The following is a 20,057-nucleotide window of genomic DNA, read 5'->3' on the forward strand; positions in this document are numbered from 1 at the left end:
GGTCACCGCCGAAACCGACACAATTCGATAATCAATTTGCTCTATGCGCTGGATAGTTCTCGCTTTACTGCTCGCCAATCTCGGTTCGTTCGCCTGGTTCCGGATGTCCGACCGGCCCGCGGCCACCATCATTGCCCCGCCGGCAGCGGAAAGTCGCGGCGGCGCGCGAATCCGCCTGTTGAGCGAAGTGCCGGCAGACCAGCTGCCGAAGGCGAAGCCGCCGGCGAAGACCGAGCCGGCGCCGGCCGGCCAGCTGTGCACCATGCTGGGGCCCTTCGAGGAGGAATACCAGGGCGAGGATATCGTGCAACGGCTGAAGGCCCTGCAGGTAAAGGGCGCGCTGCGGGATATCGAAATGGCGGGGCAGATGCGCTACTGGGTGTACCTCGAGCCGATGGCCTCGCGCCGCGAGGCTTTCCGCAAGCTGCGTGCACTGCAGGGGGCGGGGGTCGACAGCTATGTAATACCCAAGGGATCGCTGGCCAACGGTATCTCGTTTGGGATCTTCACCGAGCGCGAGCGCGCCGATGGGCTGGCCGAGGAGCTGCACGCCAAGGGGATCGACGCGCACACCCGCGAGGAGCCGCAGACCTATACGGAGCGCTGGATCGTACTGCCGCCGGGGCAGGTGGATCGTCTTGCCGGGGACTTCTGGTCACAACTGCAGTCTGAGTACCCGGATCTGGATCGCCGCCAAAACCTGTGCAGCGAGCTTGGCGGCGATTGAGCTGCGGCGACCACTGGCGTCCGAACCGTCACCGCGCTGCATTGCCGCGAAGGCGCGCGGCGCAAAAAGACGGTTGCTTGTCGGCATAACATCCCCTAGAATCCCGCCTCCACTGACGGGGCTGCCTTGGCGGTTTCGCGGTGTAAGAGACAGGGCTGGCGTAGCTCAGTTGGTAGAGCAGCTGACTTGTAATCAGCCGGTCGGGGGTTCGACTCCTCTCGCCAGCTCCATTTTGTCTCTTGTGCTTTTTGCTTTAGGTGTCACCGATAAGTCTGTGAATTTGAAGGAAAAAGTGTTGACAGCGAAGTGGTTCGTGTAGAGAATGCACACCGCTTTCGAGCAGGGGTTCCCGAGTGGCCAAAGGGATCAGACTGTAAATCTGACGCGCAAGCTTCGGTGGTTCGAATCCACCCCCCTGCACCATATTGAGATGTCCCCCCGGCAAGTTCGGGTGGTGTCGCCAGCGGAAGGTTGAAGGCCTTTTGCTTGGAGGTTTCCCGCATGCGGGATTGATCCTGCGGGCATAGTTCAATGGTAGAACCTCAGCCTTCCAAGCTGATGATGCGGGTTCGATCCCCGCTGCCCGCTCCATACTTTCGTATGGCGCAAAGTGGGAGTGCCACTGCCGGGATTGGCGGTGGTGTTGGTGGCCCTGCGGGGTTGCCAGTCGCTCTGACAGGTTTCTGTCTGGGTGGCGATTGGCTCATGTAGCTCAGGGGTAGAGCACACCCTTGGTAAGGGTGAGGTCGGCGGTTCAAATCCGCCCATGAGCTCCATTTTTCTGGATGGCCGCAGGGGCAGGTGTCTCTGCGGCTATTTGTATCCGGGTGTTTTGTTTGTCCGGCTGCATTGGTTCTGATCGTAGGTTGCGCTTGGTGTTGCGCCTATATAGAGGAGGCTCGCAATGGGAAAAGAAAAGTTCGAACGTTCCAAGCCCCACGTAAACGTGGGCACCATCGGTCACGTTGACCACGGTAAAACCACCCTGACAGCCGCGCTGACTCGCGTATGTTCAGAAGTGTGGGGCGGCGCCGCGGTTGAGTTTGCCGGTATCGACAACGCTCCGGAAGAGCGCGAGCGTGGTATCACCATCGCTACCTCCCACGTTGAGTACGAGTCCCCGACCCGCCACTACGCGCACGTAGACTGCCCGGGACACGCCGACTACGTTAAGAACATGATCACCGGTGCCGCGCAGATGGACGGCGCTATCCTGGTCTGTTCCGCTGCTGACGGCCCCATGCCGCAGACTCGCGAGCACATCCTGCTGTCTCGTCAGGTCGGTGTACCGTACATCGTGGTATTCCTGAACAAGGCCGACATGGTCGACGACGAAGAGCTGCTGGAACTGGTTGAGATGGAAGTTCGCGAACTTCTGGACCAGTACGAGTTCCCGGGTGACGACACTCCGATCATCGTTGGTTCCGCCCTGATGGCGCTGGAAGGCAAAGATGACAACGAGATGGGCACCACCGCTGTTAAGAAGCTGGTAGAGACCCTGGACGAGTACATCCCGGAGCCGGAGCGCGCGGTAGACCAGCCGTTCCTGATGCCGATCGAAGACGTATTCTCCATCTCCGGTCGCGGTACCGTAGTAACCGGTCGTGTTGAGCGTGGCATCATCAAGACTGGCGACGAAATCGAAATCGTCGGTATCAAGGAAACCACCAAGACCACCTGTACCGGTGTCGAGATGTTCCGCAAGCTGCTGGACGAAGGCCGTGCTGGTGAGAACATTGGTGCACTGCTGCGTGGCACCAAGCGTGACGAAGTGGAGCGTGGTCAGGTGCTGGCTCAGCCGGGCACCATCACCCCGCACACCAAGTTCGAGTCTGAAGTGTACGTACTGTCCAAGGACGAAGGTGGTCGCCACACTCCGTTCTTCAAGGGCTACCGTCCGCAGTTCTACTTCCGTACCACTGACGTCACTGGTGACGTACAGCTGCCGGAAGGTACCGAGATGGTAATGCCGGGCGACAACGTTCAGATGACCGTTACCCTGATCGCCCCGATCGCCATGGAAGAAGGTCTGCGCTTCGCGATCCGCGAAGGCGGCCGTACCGTTGGTGCCGGCGTTGTGGCGAAGATCATCGAGTAATCGGTGGTTGGGGTGCTGTCGAAGAGTTCGGCGGCGCCCTTTGCTTAATGCGGGGGAGGGTGCTAAGATCCGCCTCCACATTTTCGGTCTCTGGTGTGGTTCTGGTCTGAAAAGACGCGCAGCAGTTTCCGGGTTGTTTCTAGGCCAGTGGCTCAATTGGTAGAGCATCGGTCTCCAAAACCGAGGGTTGGGGGTTCGAGTCCCTCCTGGCCTGCCAACATTTCAATCGCCCCGCCCCTTTTTGTTGTTGGCTGAGGGGGTGCCTGAGGGCGTCGCAGACTCTCTTTTGTGTTGGGTTTGTGTTTTTAAGCGCTAAGGGCTTCATTGTATGAGTGCTAAAGCAGAGGCGAAAACCTTTCGTCTTGACGGCCTGAAGTGGCTGTTGGTAGTGCTGCTGGTAGGCACTGCCGTCGCGGGCAACTCCTATTACGCAGCGTTTCCCCTTCTTTACCGTGTGTTGGCGATCGTGGCTATTTGTGCCGTGGCGCTGTTTGTGGCGGTGAATACAGCCAAGGGTAGTGCGTTTTGGAATCTGCTGCGTGAGGCGCAGACAGAAGTTCGCCGTGTCGTCTGGCCTTCTCGCCAGGAAGCGACTCAAACTACCATGATTGTGGTGGTTTTCGTGTTGATTATGGCGCTGATCCTGTGGGCGCTGGACTCCGCCCTGGGTTGGGCCGCATCCAAGATCATCGGCTGAAGGTTGACGCATGTCTAAGCATTGGTACGTAGTGCAGGCTTACTCCGGGTACGAGAAGCGAGTGGCCTCTTCCCTGAAGGAGCGCATTGAACTGCACGAGATGGATCACCTGTTTGGTGAGGTGCTGGTGCCCACCGAAGAAGTGGTGGAGATGCGCGCCGGTCAGAAGCGCAAGAGTGAGCGCAAGTTTTTCCCCGGTTATGTGCTGGTGGAAATGGAGCTTAACGACGATACCTGGCACCTGGTGAAAGAGACGCCGCGTGTGCTGGGTTTTATCGGTGGCAAGGCGGACAAGCCGGCGCCGATTACCGATCGCGAAGCGCAGGCTATCCTGAATCGCATCGATGATTCCGTCGATAAGCCCAAGCCCAAGACCCTGTTCGAGCCCGGCGAGATGGTGCGGGTTATCGATGGTCCGTTCAACGATTTCAATGGTGTGGTCGAAGAGGTCAATTACGAGAAGAGTCGCCTGCGGGTGGCGGTGTTGATCTTCGGTCGTTCCACGCCGGTCGAGCTGGAGTTTGGTCAGGTCGAAAAGAGCTGATCGCGCCAGTGAGGTTATTGGCCCTCTTTCGCCTGGCGCGGAAGAGGGCTTTCGCGTCCCTGTAAGTTTCGTGGCGGCATCTGGCCGCCGCGGTCGCGGGGCACCACGGGGAGCCGGGCGTTGTGGTCCACAGATGATGGGCTGTGCAGCGCAGGCGTTAGCACCCAAACTGAGAGGAAGCTGTAATGGCTAAGAAAGTCGAAGCTTATATCAAGCTGCAAGTTAAGGCCGGTCAGGCCAACCCGAGCCCGCCCGTCGGCCCCGCGCTGGGTCAGCACGGCGTGAACATCATGGAGTTCTGTAAGGCGTTCAACGCACAGACCCAGAACCTGGAGCCGGGCCTGCCGGTGCCGGTAGTGATCTCTGTCTACAGCGATCGCTCCTTCACCTTCATCATGAAGTCTCCGCCCGCCGCAGTACTGCTGCGCAAGGCTGCCAAGATCAAGAGCGGTTCCGGCCGTCCGAATACTGAGAAGGTGGGTAAAGTGACCCGCGCTCAGATCGAAGAGATCGTGGAAATGAAGAAAGCGGACCTGACTGCATCCGACATGGACGCGGCCGTGCGCACTATCGCCGGTTCCGCGCGCAGTGCTGGTATTGAAGTGGAGGGTCTGTAAGTGGCCAAGCTGAGCAAGCGTCAGCGCGCTATCGCTGAGAAAGTAGAAGCGGGCAAGGCCTACAGCATCGACGAAGCCGTCGCCCTGCTGAAAGACCTGTCCAACGTCAAGTTCGCCGAGACTGTCGACGCCTCTGTGAACCTGGGCATCGATCCGCGTAAATCCGACCAGGCTGTGCGCGGTGCAACTACCCTGCCGCACGGTACCGGTAAAGACGTGCGCGTAGCCGTTTTCACCCAGGGTGCCAATGCCGACGCCGCTAAAGAAGCCGGCGCCGACCTGGTGGGTATGGACGAACTGGCTGCCGACGTAAAAGCCGGCAAGATGGATTTTGACGTAGTAATTGCCTCTCCGGATGCCATGCGCGTTGTTGGCCAGCTGGGCCAGATCCTCGGTCCGCGCGGCCTGATGCCGAACCCGAAAACCGGCACCGTAACCCCGGACGTCGCGACCGCGGTAAAAAATGCCAAGGCTGGTCAGGTGCGTTTCCGCGCTGACAAAGGCGGCATCATCCACGGTGGTATCGGCAAAGTCAGTTTCGATCTGGCCTCGCTGAAAGAAAACCTGGAAGCACTGGTTGCCGACCTGAAGAAGGCCAAGCCGGCTTCCGCCAAGGGTGTTTACCTGAAGAAGATCACCCTGAGCACCACCATGGGCCCGGGTCTGACCATCGATCAGTCTACCCTGGTAATTTAATACAGGTTGTGGGCCGGCAGTGTCGGCCCGCAACGAAACGAACTTTGGGGTCCGCCCGACTGCTGCGGCAGAAGGGCGGGTCGTCAAAGACCGTAGGCGCCGCATTGACTTGAGGTTTAGTTGGTGCGGCTTAATCCGGACTCCGGCCAGGTTGGCCATGCAGGGTTCGAGCCTACGCAGACGGTGTCGCCCAAACCAGTATTTTTACTGGATTTGAGCTTTATGCACCGGAACGGATCGGGATTCGTTGTAATTCCCGGTCTTTTTTCAAATCCAGGAGTGACACTATGGCTATTGGACTCGTAGACAAGAAAGCGATTGTCGCAGAAGTCCAGCAGGCTGCTTCGGGTGCTCTGTCGGCGGTAGTTGCGGATTCCCGCGGCGTTACCGTGAACGATATGACTACCCTGCGCAAAGAGGCTCGCGAGAACGGCGTTTGGTTGAAAGTCGTCCGCAATACTCTGGCGCGTCGCGCTCTGGCCGGTACCGAATTCGAATGTCTCATCGAGAAATTCGTCGGTCCTAGCATCATTGCTTTTTCTAACGAACACCCGGGTGCCGGCGCGCGCATCCTGGAAGAGTTCGCCAAGGGCAATGACAAGCTGGAACTGAAAGGTGCCGCCTTCGAAGGCGTAGCTACTGACGTCGCACTGTTGGCAAGCCTGCCGACATACGACGAAGCTATCGCCAAGCTGATGAGCGTTATGAAAGAAGCATCTGCTGGCAAGCTGGTTCGCACTATTGCGGCCGTTCGCGACCAGAAAGAGCAGGAAGCTGCCTAACTGTTTCGCCAGAGCGAAACTGCAGTTTTCAACGACTTTTAAATGAATTGACGAGCAGCTTGCTGCTCACACAAATCAGGTACTGACTCATGTCTCTGACTAAAGAAGATATCATCAACGCTGTTGCCGAAATGTCTGTTAAGGACGTTGTCGAGCTGATCGAAGCGATGGAAGAGAAGTTCGGCGTCACTGCTGCTGCAGCGGTAATGGCCGGTCCGGCTGGCGGCGAAGCTGCTGCTGAAGAGAAGGACGAGTTCGACGTAATTCTGACTTCTGCTGGCGAAAAGAAAGTGAACGTGATCAAGGTTGTTCGCGGTATCACTGGCCTGGGCCTGAAAGAAGCCAAGGCACTGGTCGACGGCGCTCCGAGCCCGCTGAAAGAAGGCGCGACCAAGGACGAAGCCGAAGATGCCAAGAAGCAGCTGGAAGAGGCTGGCGCATCTGTAGAGCTGAAGTAATTCGGCTCTACACATGCTGGGCGTCGCCACAGGCGGCGCACAGCAACGAGGCTGGTGGACTTTTGTCCGCCGGCCTTTTTGCCGTTTGCGGCAGTGCGGTTTTTGCCGCCGCGAACAGGTAAAGGCTGCTGGGGTGGCGATTACACCTTAACGCAGTCGGCGCGCTAGTGAAAAGCGCGGCCAAACGAGAGGTTTCCGATCAGCGTAGCCAGCGCTGCACTGATCAGAGGCTTCTCGCCCGGGCGAGTTTCGCGCCGCGGCGACTCTGACGGAGTCCCGGGCGGAGCTCCACGAAGTCTTGTCACCGATCAAGCTGGGGAATATGAATGGCTTACTCATACACTGAGAAAAAACGTATCCGCAAGGATTTTGGCAAACTGCCGAAGGTCATGGATGTGCCTTTCCTGCTTGCGATACAGCTGGATTCTTACCGCAATTTTACGCAGGCCAACAAGCGTCCTGACGAGCGGCTCGATGTCGGTCTGCAGGCGGCGTTCAAGTCCGTATTTCCGATTGTCAGCTACTCCGGCAACGCCGCGCTGGAATATGTCAGCTACACGCTGGGTAAGCCTGCCTTCGACGTCAAGGAGTGTACCCTGCGCGGCGTCACTTACGCCTGCCCGCTGCGCGTGCGTGTGCGCCTGATTATTTACGATAAAGAGTCTGCCAATAAGTCCATCAAGGATATCAAGGAGCAGGAAGTGTACATGGGCGAGATTCCGCTCATGACCGACAACGGTACCTTCATCATCAATGGTACCGAGCGTGTGATCGTTTCCCAGTTACACCGTTCCCCGGGTGTGTTCTTCGATCACGACAAGGGCAAGACGCATTCCTCCGGCAAGCTGCTGTACGCCGCGCGCGTGATCCCCTACCGCGGTTCCTGGCTGGATTTCGAGTTCGACCCGAAAGATCTCGTTTACGTGCGTATCGACCGCCGCCGCAAACTGCCGGCGACCATTCTGCTGCGCGCCCTGGGTTATGCCTCCCAGGAAATGCTGGAGATGTTCTTCGAGACCAGCACATTCGAACTGCACGACGAGAATGTCAGCCTGGAACTGATCCCCTCTCGACTGCGCGGTGACGTCGCGTCTTTTGATATCAAAGATGGCAAGGGCAAGGTGATCGTCGAGGACGGTCGCCGCGTGACTCCGCGCCATATCCGCCAGCTGGAGAAAGCCGGCGTCGAGCGCCTGGAAGCGCCGCTGGAATACCTGCATGGCCGCGTACTGGCGCACGACATCATCGATGAGTCCACCGGCGAGGTGGCGGTCGAATGTAACAGCGAAATCACCGACGAGGTGATCGGCAAGCTGCGCGTACTGGGTGTGAAAAAGTTCGAGACCCTGTACACCAACGATCTCGACTGCGGACCGTTTGTCTCCGACACGCTGCGTGCGGATCCGTCCCGTACCCAGCTCGAGGCGCTGGTGGAAATCTACCGCATGATGCGCCCGGGTGAGCCGCCGACCAAGGAGTCCGCGGAATCCCTGTTCGAGAACCTGTTCTTCACCGACGAGCGCTACGACCTGTCTGCGGTCGGCCGCATGAAGTTCAACCGCCGCCTGGGCCGCGAGGACGAAACCGGTTCGGGTACCCTGAGCAAAGAGGATATCGTCGACGTCCTGAAGACGCTGATCGAGATCCGCAACGGCAACGGCATGGTCGACGATATCGACCACCTGGGTAACCGCCGTGTGCGCTCCGTGGGTGAGATGGCCGAAAACCAGTTCCGTGTGGGCCTGGTGCGGGTCGAGCGCGCGGTAAAAGAGCGCCTGTCCATGGCCGAGTCCGAAGGCCTGATGCCGCAGGACCTGATCAATGCCAAGCCGGTGGCCGCCGCGGTGAAGGAGTTCTTCGGCTCCTCGCAGCTGTCCCAGTTTATGGACCAGAACAACCCGCTGTCGGAAGTGACCCACAAGCGTCGCGTCTCCGCGTTGGGCCCGGGTGGCCTGACCCGCGAGCGCGCCGGCTTCGAGGTGCGCGACGTGCACCCGACCCACTACGGCCGCGTGTGCCCGATTGAAACGCCGGAAGGTCCGAACATCGGCCTGATCAACTCGCTGGCTACCTACTCGCGCGCCAACCACTACGGTTTCCTCGAGAGCCCGTACCGCAAGGTGAAAGACGGCCAGGCGACCGACGAGATTGAATACCTGTCTGCGATCAATGAAGCCAATTACGTGATCGCCCAGGCGTCCGCGGCGATGGACGAAAACGACCGCTTTACCGACGAGCTGGTCAGCGTGCGTCACCACAACGAATTCAGCCTCAAGCCGCCGGCGGAAATCCAGTATATGGACGTGTCCGCCAAGCAGGTGGTGTCCGTGGCCGCGGCGATGATTCCGTTCCTGGAACACGATGACGCCAACCGCGCACTGATGGGCTCGAACATGCAGCGTCAGGCGGTGCCGACCCTGCGCGCCGACAAGCCGCTGGTGGGTACCGGCATGGAGCGCACCGTGGCGCGCGACTCCGGTGTCTGTGTGGTGGCCAAGCGTGGCGGTGTAATCGAGCGTGTCGACGCCAGCCGTGTGGTCGTGCGCGTGCGCGACGAAGAGGTGGAGACCGGTGATGCAGGTGTGGATATCTACAACCTGACCAAGTACACCCGCTCCAACCAGAACACTTGTATCAACCAGCGCCCGATCGTGAAGACCGGCGACATGGTAATGCGCGGTGATATTCTCGCCGACGGTCCCTCTGTAGACCTGGGCGAACTGGCCCTGGGCCAGAATATGCGCATCGCATTCATGCCCTGGAACGGCTACAACTTCGAGGACTCCATCCTGATCAGTGAGCGCGTGGTGCAGGAAGATCGCTTCACCACCATCCACATTCAGGAGCTGACCTGTATCGCCCGTGATACCAAGCTGGGCAGCGAGGAAATCACCGCGGATATCCCCAACGTGGGCGAATCGGCACTGAACAAGCTCGACGAGTCCGGCATCGTGTACATCGGTGCGGAAGTCGGCGCCGGCGATATTCTGGTGGGCAAGGTGACGCCGAAAGGTGAAGCCCAGCTGACACCGGAAGAAAAGCTGCTGCGTGCCATCTTCGGTGAGAAGGCGTCCGACGTGAAGGACACCTCCTTGCGTGCGCCGTCCGGCACCCGCGGTACCGTGATCGACGTGCAGGTCTTCACCCGCGACGGCCTGCAGAAAGACCAGCGCTCCATCGATATCGAGAAGGCGCAGCTGGACGAAGTCCGCAAGGACCTGAACGAAGAGTACCGCATCGTCGAAGGCGCGACCTTCGAGCGTCTGCAGGCGGCGCTGGATGGCCAGAAAGTGGCCGGTGGCAAAGGCGTCAAGAAAGGCGATGTGCTCTCCGCGGACGTGCTGGCCAACCTGCCGCGCGAAGACTGGTTCAAGCTGCGTATGGCCGAAGAGAGCCTGAACGAGCAGCTCGAGAAAGCCGAAGCGCAGCTCAAAGAGCGCCGCAAGCTGCTCGACGAAGCCTTCGAAGACAAGAAGAAGAAACTGGAGTCCGGCGACGATCTGGCGCCGGGCGTGCTGAAGATCGTCAAGGTTTACCTGGCGATCAAGCGCCGCATCCAGCCGGGTGACAAGATGGCCGGTCGCCACGGTAACAAGGGTGTGATCTCCGTGATCAAGCCGGTCGAGGATATGCCCTACGACGAAAACGGCGAGCCGGTGGACATCGTACTGAACCCGCTGGGTGTACCGTCGCGGATGAACGTGGGCCAGGTACTGGAAATGCACCTGGGTATGGCGGCCAAGGGCCTCGGCGTGAAGATCGACCGCATGCTCAAGGAGCAGCAGGAGATTGCCAAGGTGCGCGGCTTCCTCGGCGAGGTGTACAACAGCACTGGCGGCCGTGTGGAGGAGCTCGATCAGCTCACCGACCAGGAAGTCCTGGCGATGGCGGAAAACCTGCGCAAGGGTGTGCCGATGGCCACGCCGGTGTTCGATGGTGCCGACGAGCCGGAGATCAAGACGCTGCTGCGTCTGGCGGACATCCCCGATTCCGGCCAGATCACCCTGCACGACGGCCGCACCGGCGACGCGTTTGAGCGTCCGGTGACCGTGGGCTACATGTACATGCTGAAGCTGAACCACCTGGTGGACGACAAGATGCACGCGCGTTCCACCGGTTCCTACAGCCTGGTTACCCAGCAGCCGCTGGGTGGTAAGGCGCAGTTCGGTGGCCAGCGCTTCGGGGAGATGGAGGTCTGGGCTCTGGAAGCCTACGGTGCCGCCTACACCCTGCAGGAAATGCTCACGGTCAAGTCCGATGACGTGGAAGGCCGGACCAAAATGTACAAGAACATCGTGGATTCCGACCACCGCATGGAGCCGGGCATGCCCGAATCCTTCAACGTACTGGTCAAGGAGATCCGCTCGCTCGGCATGAACTTCGAGCTTGAGCACGAGTAAGAACGGTCCGTTGTTGGATTAAGTAGATAGAGACCGGCGGCCCTGTAGTAATCGGGTCGCCGGCCCACCCGGCGCAAAATGCTGTAAGCCGGGTTGACTACCCCCTAGTGGAGGAAAGGCCTTGAAAGATTTGTTAAACCTGGTGAAAGCCCAGGATCACCTGGAAGAGTTTGACGCTATCCGCATCGGTCTGGCTTCGCCGGACATGATCCGCTCCTGGTCTTACGGCGAAGTGAAAAAGCCCGAGACCATCAACTACCGTACCTTCAAGCCGGAGCGCGAGGGTCTGTTCTGCGCCAAGATCTTCGGTCCGGTGAAGGATTACGAGTGCCTGTGCGGCAAGTACAAGCGCATGAAGCACCGCGGCATCATCTGCGAAAAGTGCGGCGTTGAAGTCACCAAGGCCAAGGTGCGCCGCGAGCGCATGGGTCACATCGAACTGGCCAGCCCGGTTGCGCACATCTGGTTCCTGAAGTCGCTGCCGTCCCGTATCGGCCTGCTGCTGGACATGACCCTGCGCGATATCGAGCGCGTGCTGTATTTCGAATCCTACGTAGTGACCGATCCGGGTATGACCACCCTGGAGCGCGGCCAACTGCTGAACGACGAGCAGTACTTCGAGGCGATGGAAGAGTTCGCCGACGAGTTCGAAGCCAAGATGGGCGCCGAGGCGATCCAGGAGCTGATGCACGACATCGAGCTGCCGTCTGAAATCCAGCGCCTGCGCGAAGAGATTCCGGCGACCAACTCCGAGACCAAGATCAAGAAGCTGTCCAAGCGCCTGAAGCTGCTGGAAGCCTTCTACAAGTCGGGTAACAACCCGGAGTGGATGATCATGCAGGCTCTGCCGGTTCTGCCGCCGGATCTGCGCCCGCTGGTACCGCTGGACGGTGGCCGCTTTGCGACCTCCGACCTGAACGACCTGTACCGTCGCGTGATTAACCGTAACAACCGCCTGAAGCGCCTGCTCGAGCTGAACGCACCGGACATCATCGTGCGCAACGAAAAGCGCATGCTGCAGGAGTCCGTGGACGCGCTGCTGGACAACGGTCGTCGCGGCCGCGCCATCACCGGTTCCAACAAGCGCCCGCTGAAGTCCCTGGCCGACATGATCAAGGGTAAGCAGGGTCGTTTCCGTCAGAACCTGCTGGGTAAGCGTGTCGACTACTCCGGCCGTTCCGTGATCGTGGTGGGTCCGACCCTGCGTCTGCACCAGTGCGGCCTGCCGAAGAAGATGGCCCTGGAGCTGTTCAAGCCGTTCATTTTCGGCAAGCTCGAGACCCGCGGCCTGGCCACCACCATCAAGGCGGCCAAGAAAATGGTCGAGCGCGAAGAAGCGGTGGTATGGGACATTCTCGACGAAGTGATTCGCGAGCACCCGGTACTGCTGAACCGCGCTCCGACCCTGCACCGTCTGGGTATCCAGGCGTTCGAGCCGGTACTGATTGAAGGCAAGGCGATCCAGCTGCACCCGCTGGTGTGTGCGGCCTACAACGCCGACTTCGACGGTGACCAGATGGCGGTCCACGTACCGCTGACCATCGAAGCGCAGCTGGAATCCCGCGCGCTGATGATGTCCACCAACAACATCCTGTCGCCGGCCAACGGCGAACCGATCATCGTACCGTCTCAGGACGTGGTTCTGGGTCTGTACTGGATGACCCGCGAGCGCGTCAATGACAAGGGCGAGGGCATGGCCTTCTCCGACATCAAGGAAGTGAGCCGCGCCTACTACGCCAAGCAGGTTGGCCTGCAGGCGAAGATCAAGGTACGTATCCGCGAAGCGGCGATCGGTGAAGACGGCGAGAAGCACGAGACCATCAAGCTGTACGACACCACGGTCGGCCGCGCGCTGCTGTGGAACATCGTCCCGGACGGCCTGACCTTCGATATGGTCAACCAGCCGATGAAGAAAAAGTCGATTTCGCGTGTCCTGAACCAGTGCTACCGCCTGGTGGGCCTGAAAGCGACCGTCATCTTCGCCGACCAGCTGATGTACACCGGTTTCGACTTCTCCACCAAGTCCGGTTCCTCCATCGGTGTGAACGATTTCGAGATCCCGGCGGCCAAGGCCGAGCTGATCGACAGCGCCGAGGAAGAAGTGAAGGAAATCGAGAGCCAGTTTGCCTCCGGTCTGGTAACCGCCGGCGAGAAGTACAACAAGGTCATCGACGTCTGGTCGCGCACCAACGACAAGGTGACCCAGGCGATGATGGCCGGTATCAAGAAAGAGCCGGTAATCGATCGCGACGGTAACGAGACCGAGCAGGACTCGTTCAACTCCGTGTACATGTACGCCGACTCCGGCGCCCGGGGTAGTGAGGCGCAGATTCGCCAGCTGGCCGGTATGCGTGGCCTGATGGCGCGTCCGGATGGCTCGATTATCGAGAACGCCATTACCGCGAACTTCCGTGAAGGTCTGAGCGTACTGCAGTACTTCATCTCGACCCACGGTGCTCGTAAAGGTCTGGCGGATACCGCACTGAAGACCGCGAACTCCGGTTACCTGACCCGCCGTCTGGTGGACGTGGCCCAGGACGTGGTCATCACCGAGGTGGATTGTGGCACCGACGATGGCCTGACCATGGCACCGGTGATTGAGGGCGGTGACGTGATCGAGTCCCTGGGTGACCGCATCCTCGGCCGTGTTGTGGCGCGCGATGTGATCAAGCCCGGCAGCGACGAGATCGCCGTACCCGCGGGCACCATGATTGACGAAGCCTGGGTCGAGCGCATCGAGACCATGGGTATCGACGAAGTGATCGTGCGTTCGCCGATCACCTGTGAAACCGCCCACGGTATCTGTTCGCAGTGTTACGGCCGTGACCTGGCCCGTGGCCACCGCGCCAACTCCGGTGAGTCGGTCGGCGTTGTCGCCGCCCAGTCCATCGGTGAGCCGGGCACCCAGCTGACCATGCGGACCTTCCACATCGGTGGTGCGGCGAGCCGCGCCTCCGCGGCGGACAGCATCCAGGTCAAGCAGGAAGGTACCGTACGCTTGCACAACGTGAAGACGGTGAAGACCGAGAAGGGTCACCTGGTTGCGGTGTCCCGCTCCGGTGAGCTGGCGGTAGCCGATAGTGCCGGTCGCGAGCGCGAGCGTTACAAGCTGCCCTACGGTGCCGCGATCAGCGTGGACGAGGGTGCACAAATCGATGGCGGCCAGATTGTGGCCAAGTGGGACCCGCACACCCACCCGATCATTACCGAGGTGGCCGGCTGGGTGAAACTGTCCGGTATGGAGGACGGCCTTTCCATCCGCAAGACCACCGATGAGCTGACCGGTCTGTCCTCCATCGAGGTGATCGATCCGGCCGAGCGTCCGTCCGCTGGTAAGGACCTGCGTCCGGCGGTAACCCTGGTGGACGAAAACGGTGAAGAGCTGACCCTGGCCAACAGCAACGCGCCGGCGCACTACGCGCTGCCGCCGCGCGCTATCCTGAGCCTGAAGGATGGTGACAAGGTCAACGTCGGTGATGTTATCGCCCGTATTCCACAGGAATCCGGCGGTACCAAGGACATCACCGGTGGTCTGCCGCGGGTTGCCGACCTGTTCGAAGCGCGCAAGCCGAAAGAGCCGTCCATCCTGGCGGAGATCTCCGGTACTGTGTCTTTCGGCAAGGAGACCAAAGGCAAGGTACGCCTGCAGATCACCCCGGCCGACGGCAAGCCGTTGGCCAATGGCAAGGATCACTACGAGGTGCTGATTCCCAAGCATCGCCAGCTGACCGTGTTCGAGGGTGAGACCGTGGAGAAGGGCGAAGTCATCTCCGATGGCCCGTCCAACCCGCACGATATCCTGCGCCTGAAGGGCGTCGAGGAGCTGGCGCGCTATATTACCAATGAGATCCAGGAGGTTTACCGCCTCCAGGGTGTGGGCATCAACGACAAGCACATCGAAACGATCGTGCGCCAGATGCTGCGCAAGGTGGAAATCACCGATATGGGTGACTCCGAGTTCATCAAGGGCGACCAGGTGGAATACCAGCGCGTGGTGGAAGAGAACGAACGCCTGCGCGCCGAAGACAAGCAGCCGGCGCAGTTCGAGCGCCTGCTGCTGGGTATCACCAAGGCGTCCCTGGCCACCGAATCCTTCCTGTCCGCGGCGTCCTTCCAGGAGACCACCCGCGTGCTGACGGAAGCGGCGGTCACCGGCAAGGAAGACAACCTGCGCGGCCTGAAGGAAAACGTGGTAGTGGGTCGCCTGATCCCGGCCGGTACCGGCCTGGCGTACCACACCGAGCGCAAGCGCAGGCGTAGCCTGCACCTGGAAGAAGGCTTCGGCGAAGGCCCGTCCGCCGCCGAGGTGGAAGCGGCCCTGACCGAAGCCCTGAAGTCTTCCGGCGAGTGATGGACTGCCGGCAGCGGCAAGTGAGTGGTTACTTGCCGCTGCCGATTGACTAGGCGGGCCGCCGCCTATAGAATGCGGCCCCCGCTTATGTGGGGTGTTCTGTCCGGCTTTTCTGCTAGAAAAGTGCCGGCAGGGCACACTGACGATGGGCCCTCACTGTTAGAGGTGGGGGCGTTTTATTTTTGGAGTGATTTTTAATGGCAACGATCAACCAGTTGGTTCGTAAGCCGAGAAAACGCAAAGTTGAAAAAAGCGACGTTCCCGCTCTGCAGGCCAGCCCGCAGCGCCGTGGAGTTTGCACTCGTGTGTACACCACTACACCGAAGAAGCCGAACTCCGCACTGCGTAAGGTTTGCCGTGTGCGTCTGACCAACGGTTACGAAGTGACTTCGTACATCGGCGGTGAAGGCCACAACCTGCAGGAGCACAGCGTGGTGCTGATTCGCGGCGGTCGTGTTAAAGACCTGCCGGGTGTGCGCTACCACACTGTACGCGGTGCACTGGACTGTGCCGGCGTAAACGATCGCAAGCAGGGCCGTTCCAAGTACGGCGCCAAGCGTCCTAAAGGTTAATCCTTAAGACCTTATTTGCGTTTCGGTTTCCAACCGGAGTAAGGCTGAGCTCGCCGATGAGTATTTGAGTTACGGCGGCGTCTCAGAGTAACCCTGAAGAGAGGCAATCCCATGCCAAGAAGACGAGTAGTCGCCAAGCGCGAAGTGCTGCCCGATCCCAAATTCGGCAACGTCACGCTGGCCAAGTTCATGAACCACGTCATGATCAGCGGCAAGAAGTCCGTTGCAGAAAGCATCGTGTACGGTGCGCTGGACATGGTTTCAGAAAAGCTGAACCGTGACCCGGTCGAAATTTTCGAAGAGTCCCTGGAAAACATCGCCCCGATGGTGGAAGTAAAATCCCGCCGTGTTGGTGGTGCCACCTATCAGGTGCCGGTCGAAGTGCGTCCTTCGCGCCGCACCGCGCTGGCAATGCGTTGGCTGGTAGAGTTCTCCCGTAAGCGCGGCGAGAAGTCCATGGCCCAGCGCCTGGCTAACGAAATGATCGATGCAGCCCAGAACAAGGGCGGCGCGGTCAAGAAGCGTGAAGACGTCCACCGTATGGCGGAAGCCAACAAGGCGTTCTCTCACTACCGCTTCTAAGCCTCATGAAATTTTCCATGAGACATTAATACCAGAAGGCAGCACGGACCTAAGTTCAACTTTTAGGCCAGGCTGCCTTTTGCCGTTATATCGAGGATACAACTGTGGCACGTAAAACGCCTATCGCACGTTATCGTAATATCGGTATCTGCGCCCACGTAGACGCCGGTAAAACCACCACCACCGAGCGCGTCCTCTTCTACACTGGTCTGTCCCACAAGATCGGTGAGGTGCACGAAGGTGCAGCCACCATGGACTGGATGGAGCAGGAACAAGAGCGCGGTATCACCATTACTTCTGCGGCGACCACCTGTTTCTGGGCCGGTATGCAGCAGCAGTTCGACCAGCATCGCATCAACATCATCGATACACCCGGACACGTTGACTTCACCATTGAAGTAGAGCGTTCCCTGCGTGTACTCGACGGTGCCGTGGTTGTGCTGTGTGGCTCTTCCGGTGTGCAGCCGCAAACCGAGACTGTATGGCGCCAGGCCAACAAGTACGAAGTACCGCGTATGGTCTTCGTCAACAAGATGGACCGCGCCGGCGCTGACTTCATGATGGTTGTGAAGCAGCTGAAAGACCGCCTGAACGCCAATGCCGTTCCGCTGCAGATGACCATCGGCTCTGAAGACGAGTTCAAGGGCGTGGTCGACCTGGTCAAGATGAAGGCCATCCTGTGGAGCGAAGACGACATGGGCATGACCTTCGAGTACGGCGAGATTCCGGCCGACATGAAGGACCAGTGTGACGAAATGCGCGAGTTCCTGGTCGAAGCGGCGGCGGAAGCCACCGAAGAGCTGATGGAAAAATACCTGGAAGAAGGTGAGCTGACCGAAGAGGAAATCAAGGCAGCAATCCGTCAGCGTACCCTGGCCAACGAGATCGTTCCGGTTCTGGGTGGTTCTGCGTTCAAGAACAAGGGTGTACAGGCCGTGCTGGACGCGGTAATCGAATACCTGCCGGCGCCGAACCAGGTTCGCGCGATCGAAGGTACTCTGGAAGATGGCGAAACTGTCGAGACCCGTCCGGCGGAAGACGACGCGCCCTTCTCTGCGCTGGCGTTCAAAATTGCTACCGACCCCTTCGTCGGCACCCTGACCTTCTTCCGTGTCTACTCCGGTACGCTGGAAAGCGGCACCGCGGTATATAACTCCGTGAAGATGAAGAAAGAGCGCGTCGGTCGTATGGTGCAGATGCACTCCAACGATCGTAAAGAGATCAAAGAAGTACTGGCTGGTGATATCGCCGCGGCAATCGGCCTCAAGGACGTCACCACCGGTGACACCCTGTGTGCCGAAAATTCCAAGATCGTTCTCGAGCGTATGGAATTCCCGGAGCCGGTGATTTCCGTAGCGGTTGAGCCGAAGTCCAAGCCGGACCAGGAGAAGATGGGTGTGGCACTGGGCAAGCTGGCTCAGGAAGATCCGTCTTTCCGTGTGAAGACCGACGAAGAGACTGGCCAGACCATTATCTCTGGTATGGGCGAGCTGCACCTGGACATCATCGTCGACCGTATGCGTCGCGAGTTCAACGTGGAAGCCAATATCGGTAAGCCACAGGTGGCCTACCGCGAAACCATCCGCAACACCTCCGAGATCGAAGGCAAGTTCGTTCGTCAGTCCGGTGGTCGCGGTCAGTACGGTCACGTATGGGTGAAGTTCGAGCCGGGCGAAGACCAGTCCGCGGAAGGTCTGGAATTCGTCAACGAGATCGTTGGTGGTGTGGTACCGAAGGAATACATCCCGGCGGTACAGAAGGGTATCGAAGAACAGATGCAGAACGGTGTTCTGGCTGGCTACCCGCTGCTGGGCCTGAAGGCTACCCTGTACGACGGTTCTTTCCACGATGTCGACTCCAACGAAATGGCGTTTAAAATCGCCGGTTCCATGGCGACCAAGAAGCTGGCAAACGTTGGCGGTGCGGTACTGCTCGAGCCGATGATGAAGGTGGAAGTGGTTACTCCGGAAGAGAACATGGGTGATGTGGTTGGTGACCTCAACCGTCGTCGCGGCCTGATCCAGGGTATGGAAGAGAGCTCTTCCGGCAAAGTGGTGAATGCGGAAGTGCCGCTGGCGGAAATGTTTGGTTACGCAACTGATCTGCGTTCTGCCACTCAGGGCCGCGCCACTTACTCCATGGAGTTCCTGAAGTACTCGGAAGCGCCGAAAAACGTAGCCGATGAGATCATCGCTAAAAACAAAGCTTAAGCTTTAACTTAAATCCAGACTTTTAGTTAGAGGATCCTGAAAATGGGAAAAGAGAAGTTTGAACGTTCCAAGCCCCACGTAAACGTGGGCACCATCGGTCACGTTGACCACGGTAAAACCACCCTGACAGCCGCGCTGACTCGCGTATGTTCAGAAGTATGGGGCGGCGCCGCGGTTGAGTTTGCCGGTATCGACAACGCTCCGGAAGAGCGCGAGCGTGGCATCACCATCGCTACCTCCCACGTTGAGTACGAGTCCCCGACCCGCCACTACGCGCACGTAGACTGCCCGGGACACGCCGACTACGTTAAGAACATGATCACCGGTGCCGCGCAGATGGACGGCGCTATCCTGGTCTGTTCCGCTGCTGACGGCCCCATGCCGCAGACTCGCGAGCACATCCTGCTGTCTCGTCAGGTCGGTGTACCGTACATCGTGGTATTCCTGAACAAGGCCGACATGGTCGACGACGAAGAGCTGCTGGAGCTGGTTGAGATGGAAGTTCGCGAACTTCTGGACCAGTACGAGTTCCCGGGTGACGACACTCCGATCATCGTTGGTTCCGCCCTGATGGCGCTGGAAGGCAAAGATGACAACGAGATGGGCACCACCGCTGTTAAGAAGCTGGTAGAGACCCTGGACGAGTACATCCCGGAGCCGGAGCGCGCGGTAGACCAGCCGTTCCTGATGCCGATCGAAGACGTATTCTCCATCTCCGGTCGCGGTACCGTAGTAACCGGTCGTGTTGAGCGTGGCATCATCAAGACAGGCGACGAAATCGAAATCGTCGGTATCAAGGACACCACCAAGACCACCTGTACCGGTGTCGAGATGTTCCGCAAGCTGCTGGACGAAGGCCGTGCTGGTGAGAACATTGGTGCGCTGCTGCGTGGCACCAAGCGTGACGAAGTGGAGCGTGGTCAGGTACTGGCTCAGCCGGGCACCATCACCCCGCACACCAAGTTCGAGTCTGAAGTGTACGTACTGTCCAAGGACGAAGGTGGTCGCCACACTCCGTTCTTCAAGGGCTACCGTCCGCAGTTCTACTTCCGTACCACTGACGTCACTGGTGACGTACAGCTGCCGGAAGGTACCGAGATGGTAATGCCGGGCGACAACGTTCAGATGACCGTTACCCTGATCGCCCCGATCGCCATGGAAGAAGGTCTGCGCTTCGCGATCCGCGAAGGCGGCCGTACCGTTGGCGCCGGCGTTGTGGCCAAGATCATCGAGTAATCTTTACTCCTGATCGGTAAAAAGCCGCAGCGGAAACGCTGCGGCTTTTTTTATGCCTGTAACTCACCTGCGCGCTGTCCCGGCTGC

At 59.4% G+C, this 20,057-nt stretch carries 14 protein-coding genes and 5 tRNA genes; all 19 read left to right on the forward strand.

From position 1 onward, the window contains the following. Nucleotides 1–43: 43 nt before the first annotated feature. The 19 genes from ABDK11_RS02680 (at nucleotide 44) to tuf (ABDK11_RS02770) (ending at nucleotide 19,970) form a co-directional block, all read left to right on the forward strand. Nucleotides 44–727: a hypothetical protein gene (locus tag ABDK11_RS02680; RefSeq protein WP_346838776.1), complete on the forward strand. Its 684-nt coding sequence runs from the start codon at nucleotides 44–46 to the stop codon at nucleotides 725–727. Between the two features lie 154 nt (nucleotides 728–881). Then, nucleotides 882–957, forward strand: a tRNA-Thr gene (locus tag ABDK11_RS02685). A gap of 109 nt (nucleotides 958–1,066) precedes the next feature. Then, nucleotides 1,067–1,150, forward strand: a tRNA-Tyr gene (locus ABDK11_RS02690). A gap of 94 nt (nucleotides 1,151–1,244) precedes the next feature. Further along, nucleotides 1,245–1,318: transfer RNA gene (locus ABDK11_RS02695), tRNA-Gly, on the forward strand. A gap of 110 nt (nucleotides 1,319–1,428) precedes the next feature. Further along, nucleotides 1,429–1,503, forward strand: a tRNA-Thr gene (locus tag ABDK11_RS02700). Between the two features lie 128 nt (nucleotides 1,504–1,631). After that, nucleotides 1,632–2,825 (forward strand): elongation factor Tu, encoded by a 1,194-nt coding sequence (gene tuf, locus ABDK11_RS02705; protein WP_346838777.1) that lies wholly within the window; start codon nucleotides 1,632–1,634, stop codon nucleotides 2,823–2,825. Between the two features lie 141 nt (nucleotides 2,826–2,966). Further along, nucleotides 2,967–3,042 (forward strand) — tRNA-Trp (locus tag ABDK11_RS02710). A gap of 111 nt (nucleotides 3,043–3,153) precedes the next feature. After that, complete coding sequence (gene secE, locus ABDK11_RS02715; protein ID WP_346838778.1) at nucleotides 3,154–3,522, forward strand: preprotein translocase subunit SecE; 369 nt, start codon at nucleotides 3,154–3,156, stop codon at nucleotides 3,520–3,522. 10 nt (nucleotides 3,523–3,532) lie between these two features. Then, nucleotides 3,533–4,066: a transcription termination/antitermination protein NusG gene (gene nusG, locus ABDK11_RS02720; RefSeq protein WP_346838779.1), complete on the forward strand. Its 534-nt coding sequence runs from the start codon at nucleotides 3,533–3,535 to the stop codon at nucleotides 4,064–4,066. 185 nt (nucleotides 4,067–4,251) lie between these two features. Then, nucleotides 4,252–4,683, forward strand: coding sequence for a 50S ribosomal protein L11 (gene rplK, locus ABDK11_RS02725; RefSeq protein ID WP_346838780.1), 432 nt, complete (start codon nucleotides 4,252–4,254; stop codon nucleotides 4,681–4,683). Continuing rightward, entirely contained in the window at nucleotides 4,684–5,379 is a 696-nt protein-coding gene (rplA, locus tag ABDK11_RS02730; protein WP_346838781.1) for a 50S ribosomal protein L1, read from the forward strand. It begins immediately after the preceding gene. 287 nt (nucleotides 5,380–5,666) lie between these two features. Then, nucleotides 5,667–6,161, forward strand: coding sequence for a 50S ribosomal protein L10 (gene rplJ / locus ABDK11_RS02735; RefSeq protein WP_346838782.1), 495 nt, complete (start codon nucleotides 5,667–5,669; stop codon nucleotides 6,159–6,161). Nucleotides 6,162–6,250: 89 nt separating this feature from the next. Further along, a complete protein-coding gene (rplL, locus tag ABDK11_RS02740) occupies nucleotides 6,251–6,619 on the forward strand; it encodes a 50S ribosomal protein L7/L12 (RefSeq protein WP_346838783.1) in 369 nt (122 codons plus the stop codon). Between the two features lie 326 nt (nucleotides 6,620–6,945). Further along, nucleotides 6,946–11,019 (forward strand): DNA-directed RNA polymerase subunit beta, encoded by a 4,074-nt coding sequence (rpoB, locus tag ABDK11_RS02745; RefSeq protein WP_346838784.1) that lies wholly within the window; start codon nucleotides 6,946–6,948, stop codon nucleotides 11,017–11,019. A 121-nt stretch (nucleotides 11,020–11,140) separates the two neighbouring features. Continuing rightward, entirely contained in the window at nucleotides 11,141–15,370 is a 4,230-nt protein-coding gene (gene rpoC, locus ABDK11_RS02750) for a DNA-directed RNA polymerase subunit beta' (protein WP_346838785.1), read from the forward strand. Nucleotides 15,371–15,567: 197 nt separating this feature from the next. Continuing rightward, nucleotides 15,568–15,942 (forward strand): 30S ribosomal protein S12, encoded by a 375-nt coding sequence (rpsL, locus tag ABDK11_RS02755; RefSeq protein WP_067150990.1) that lies wholly within the window; start codon nucleotides 15,568–15,570, stop codon nucleotides 15,940–15,942. Between the two features lie 111 nt (nucleotides 15,943–16,053). Then, on the forward strand, nucleotides 16,054–16,524 hold the full coding sequence (rpsG, locus tag ABDK11_RS02760; RefSeq protein WP_346838786.1) for a 30S ribosomal protein S7: 471 nt from the start codon (nucleotides 16,054–16,056) through the stop codon (nucleotides 16,522–16,524). Between the two features lie 104 nt (nucleotides 16,525–16,628). Next, nucleotides 16,629–18,734 carry an elongation factor G gene (gene fusA / locus ABDK11_RS02765; RefSeq protein WP_346838787.1) on the forward strand — a complete coding sequence of 702 codons (2,106 nt, stop codon included), beginning with the start codon at nucleotides 16,629–16,631 and terminating at the stop codon, nucleotides 18,732–18,734. A gap of 42 nt (nucleotides 18,735–18,776) precedes the next feature. Next, entirely contained in the window at nucleotides 18,777–19,970 is a 1,194-nt protein-coding gene (gene tuf, locus ABDK11_RS02770) for an elongation factor Tu (RefSeq protein WP_346838788.1), read from the forward strand. Nucleotides 19,971–20,057 lie beyond the last annotated feature (87 nt).

Origin of the sequence: Microbulbifer sp. SAOS-129_SWC, from assembly GCF_039696035.1 — a bacterium.
Taxonomy (GTDB): Bacteria; Pseudomonadota; Gammaproteobacteria; order Pseudomonadales; family Cellvibrionaceae; genus Microbulbifer.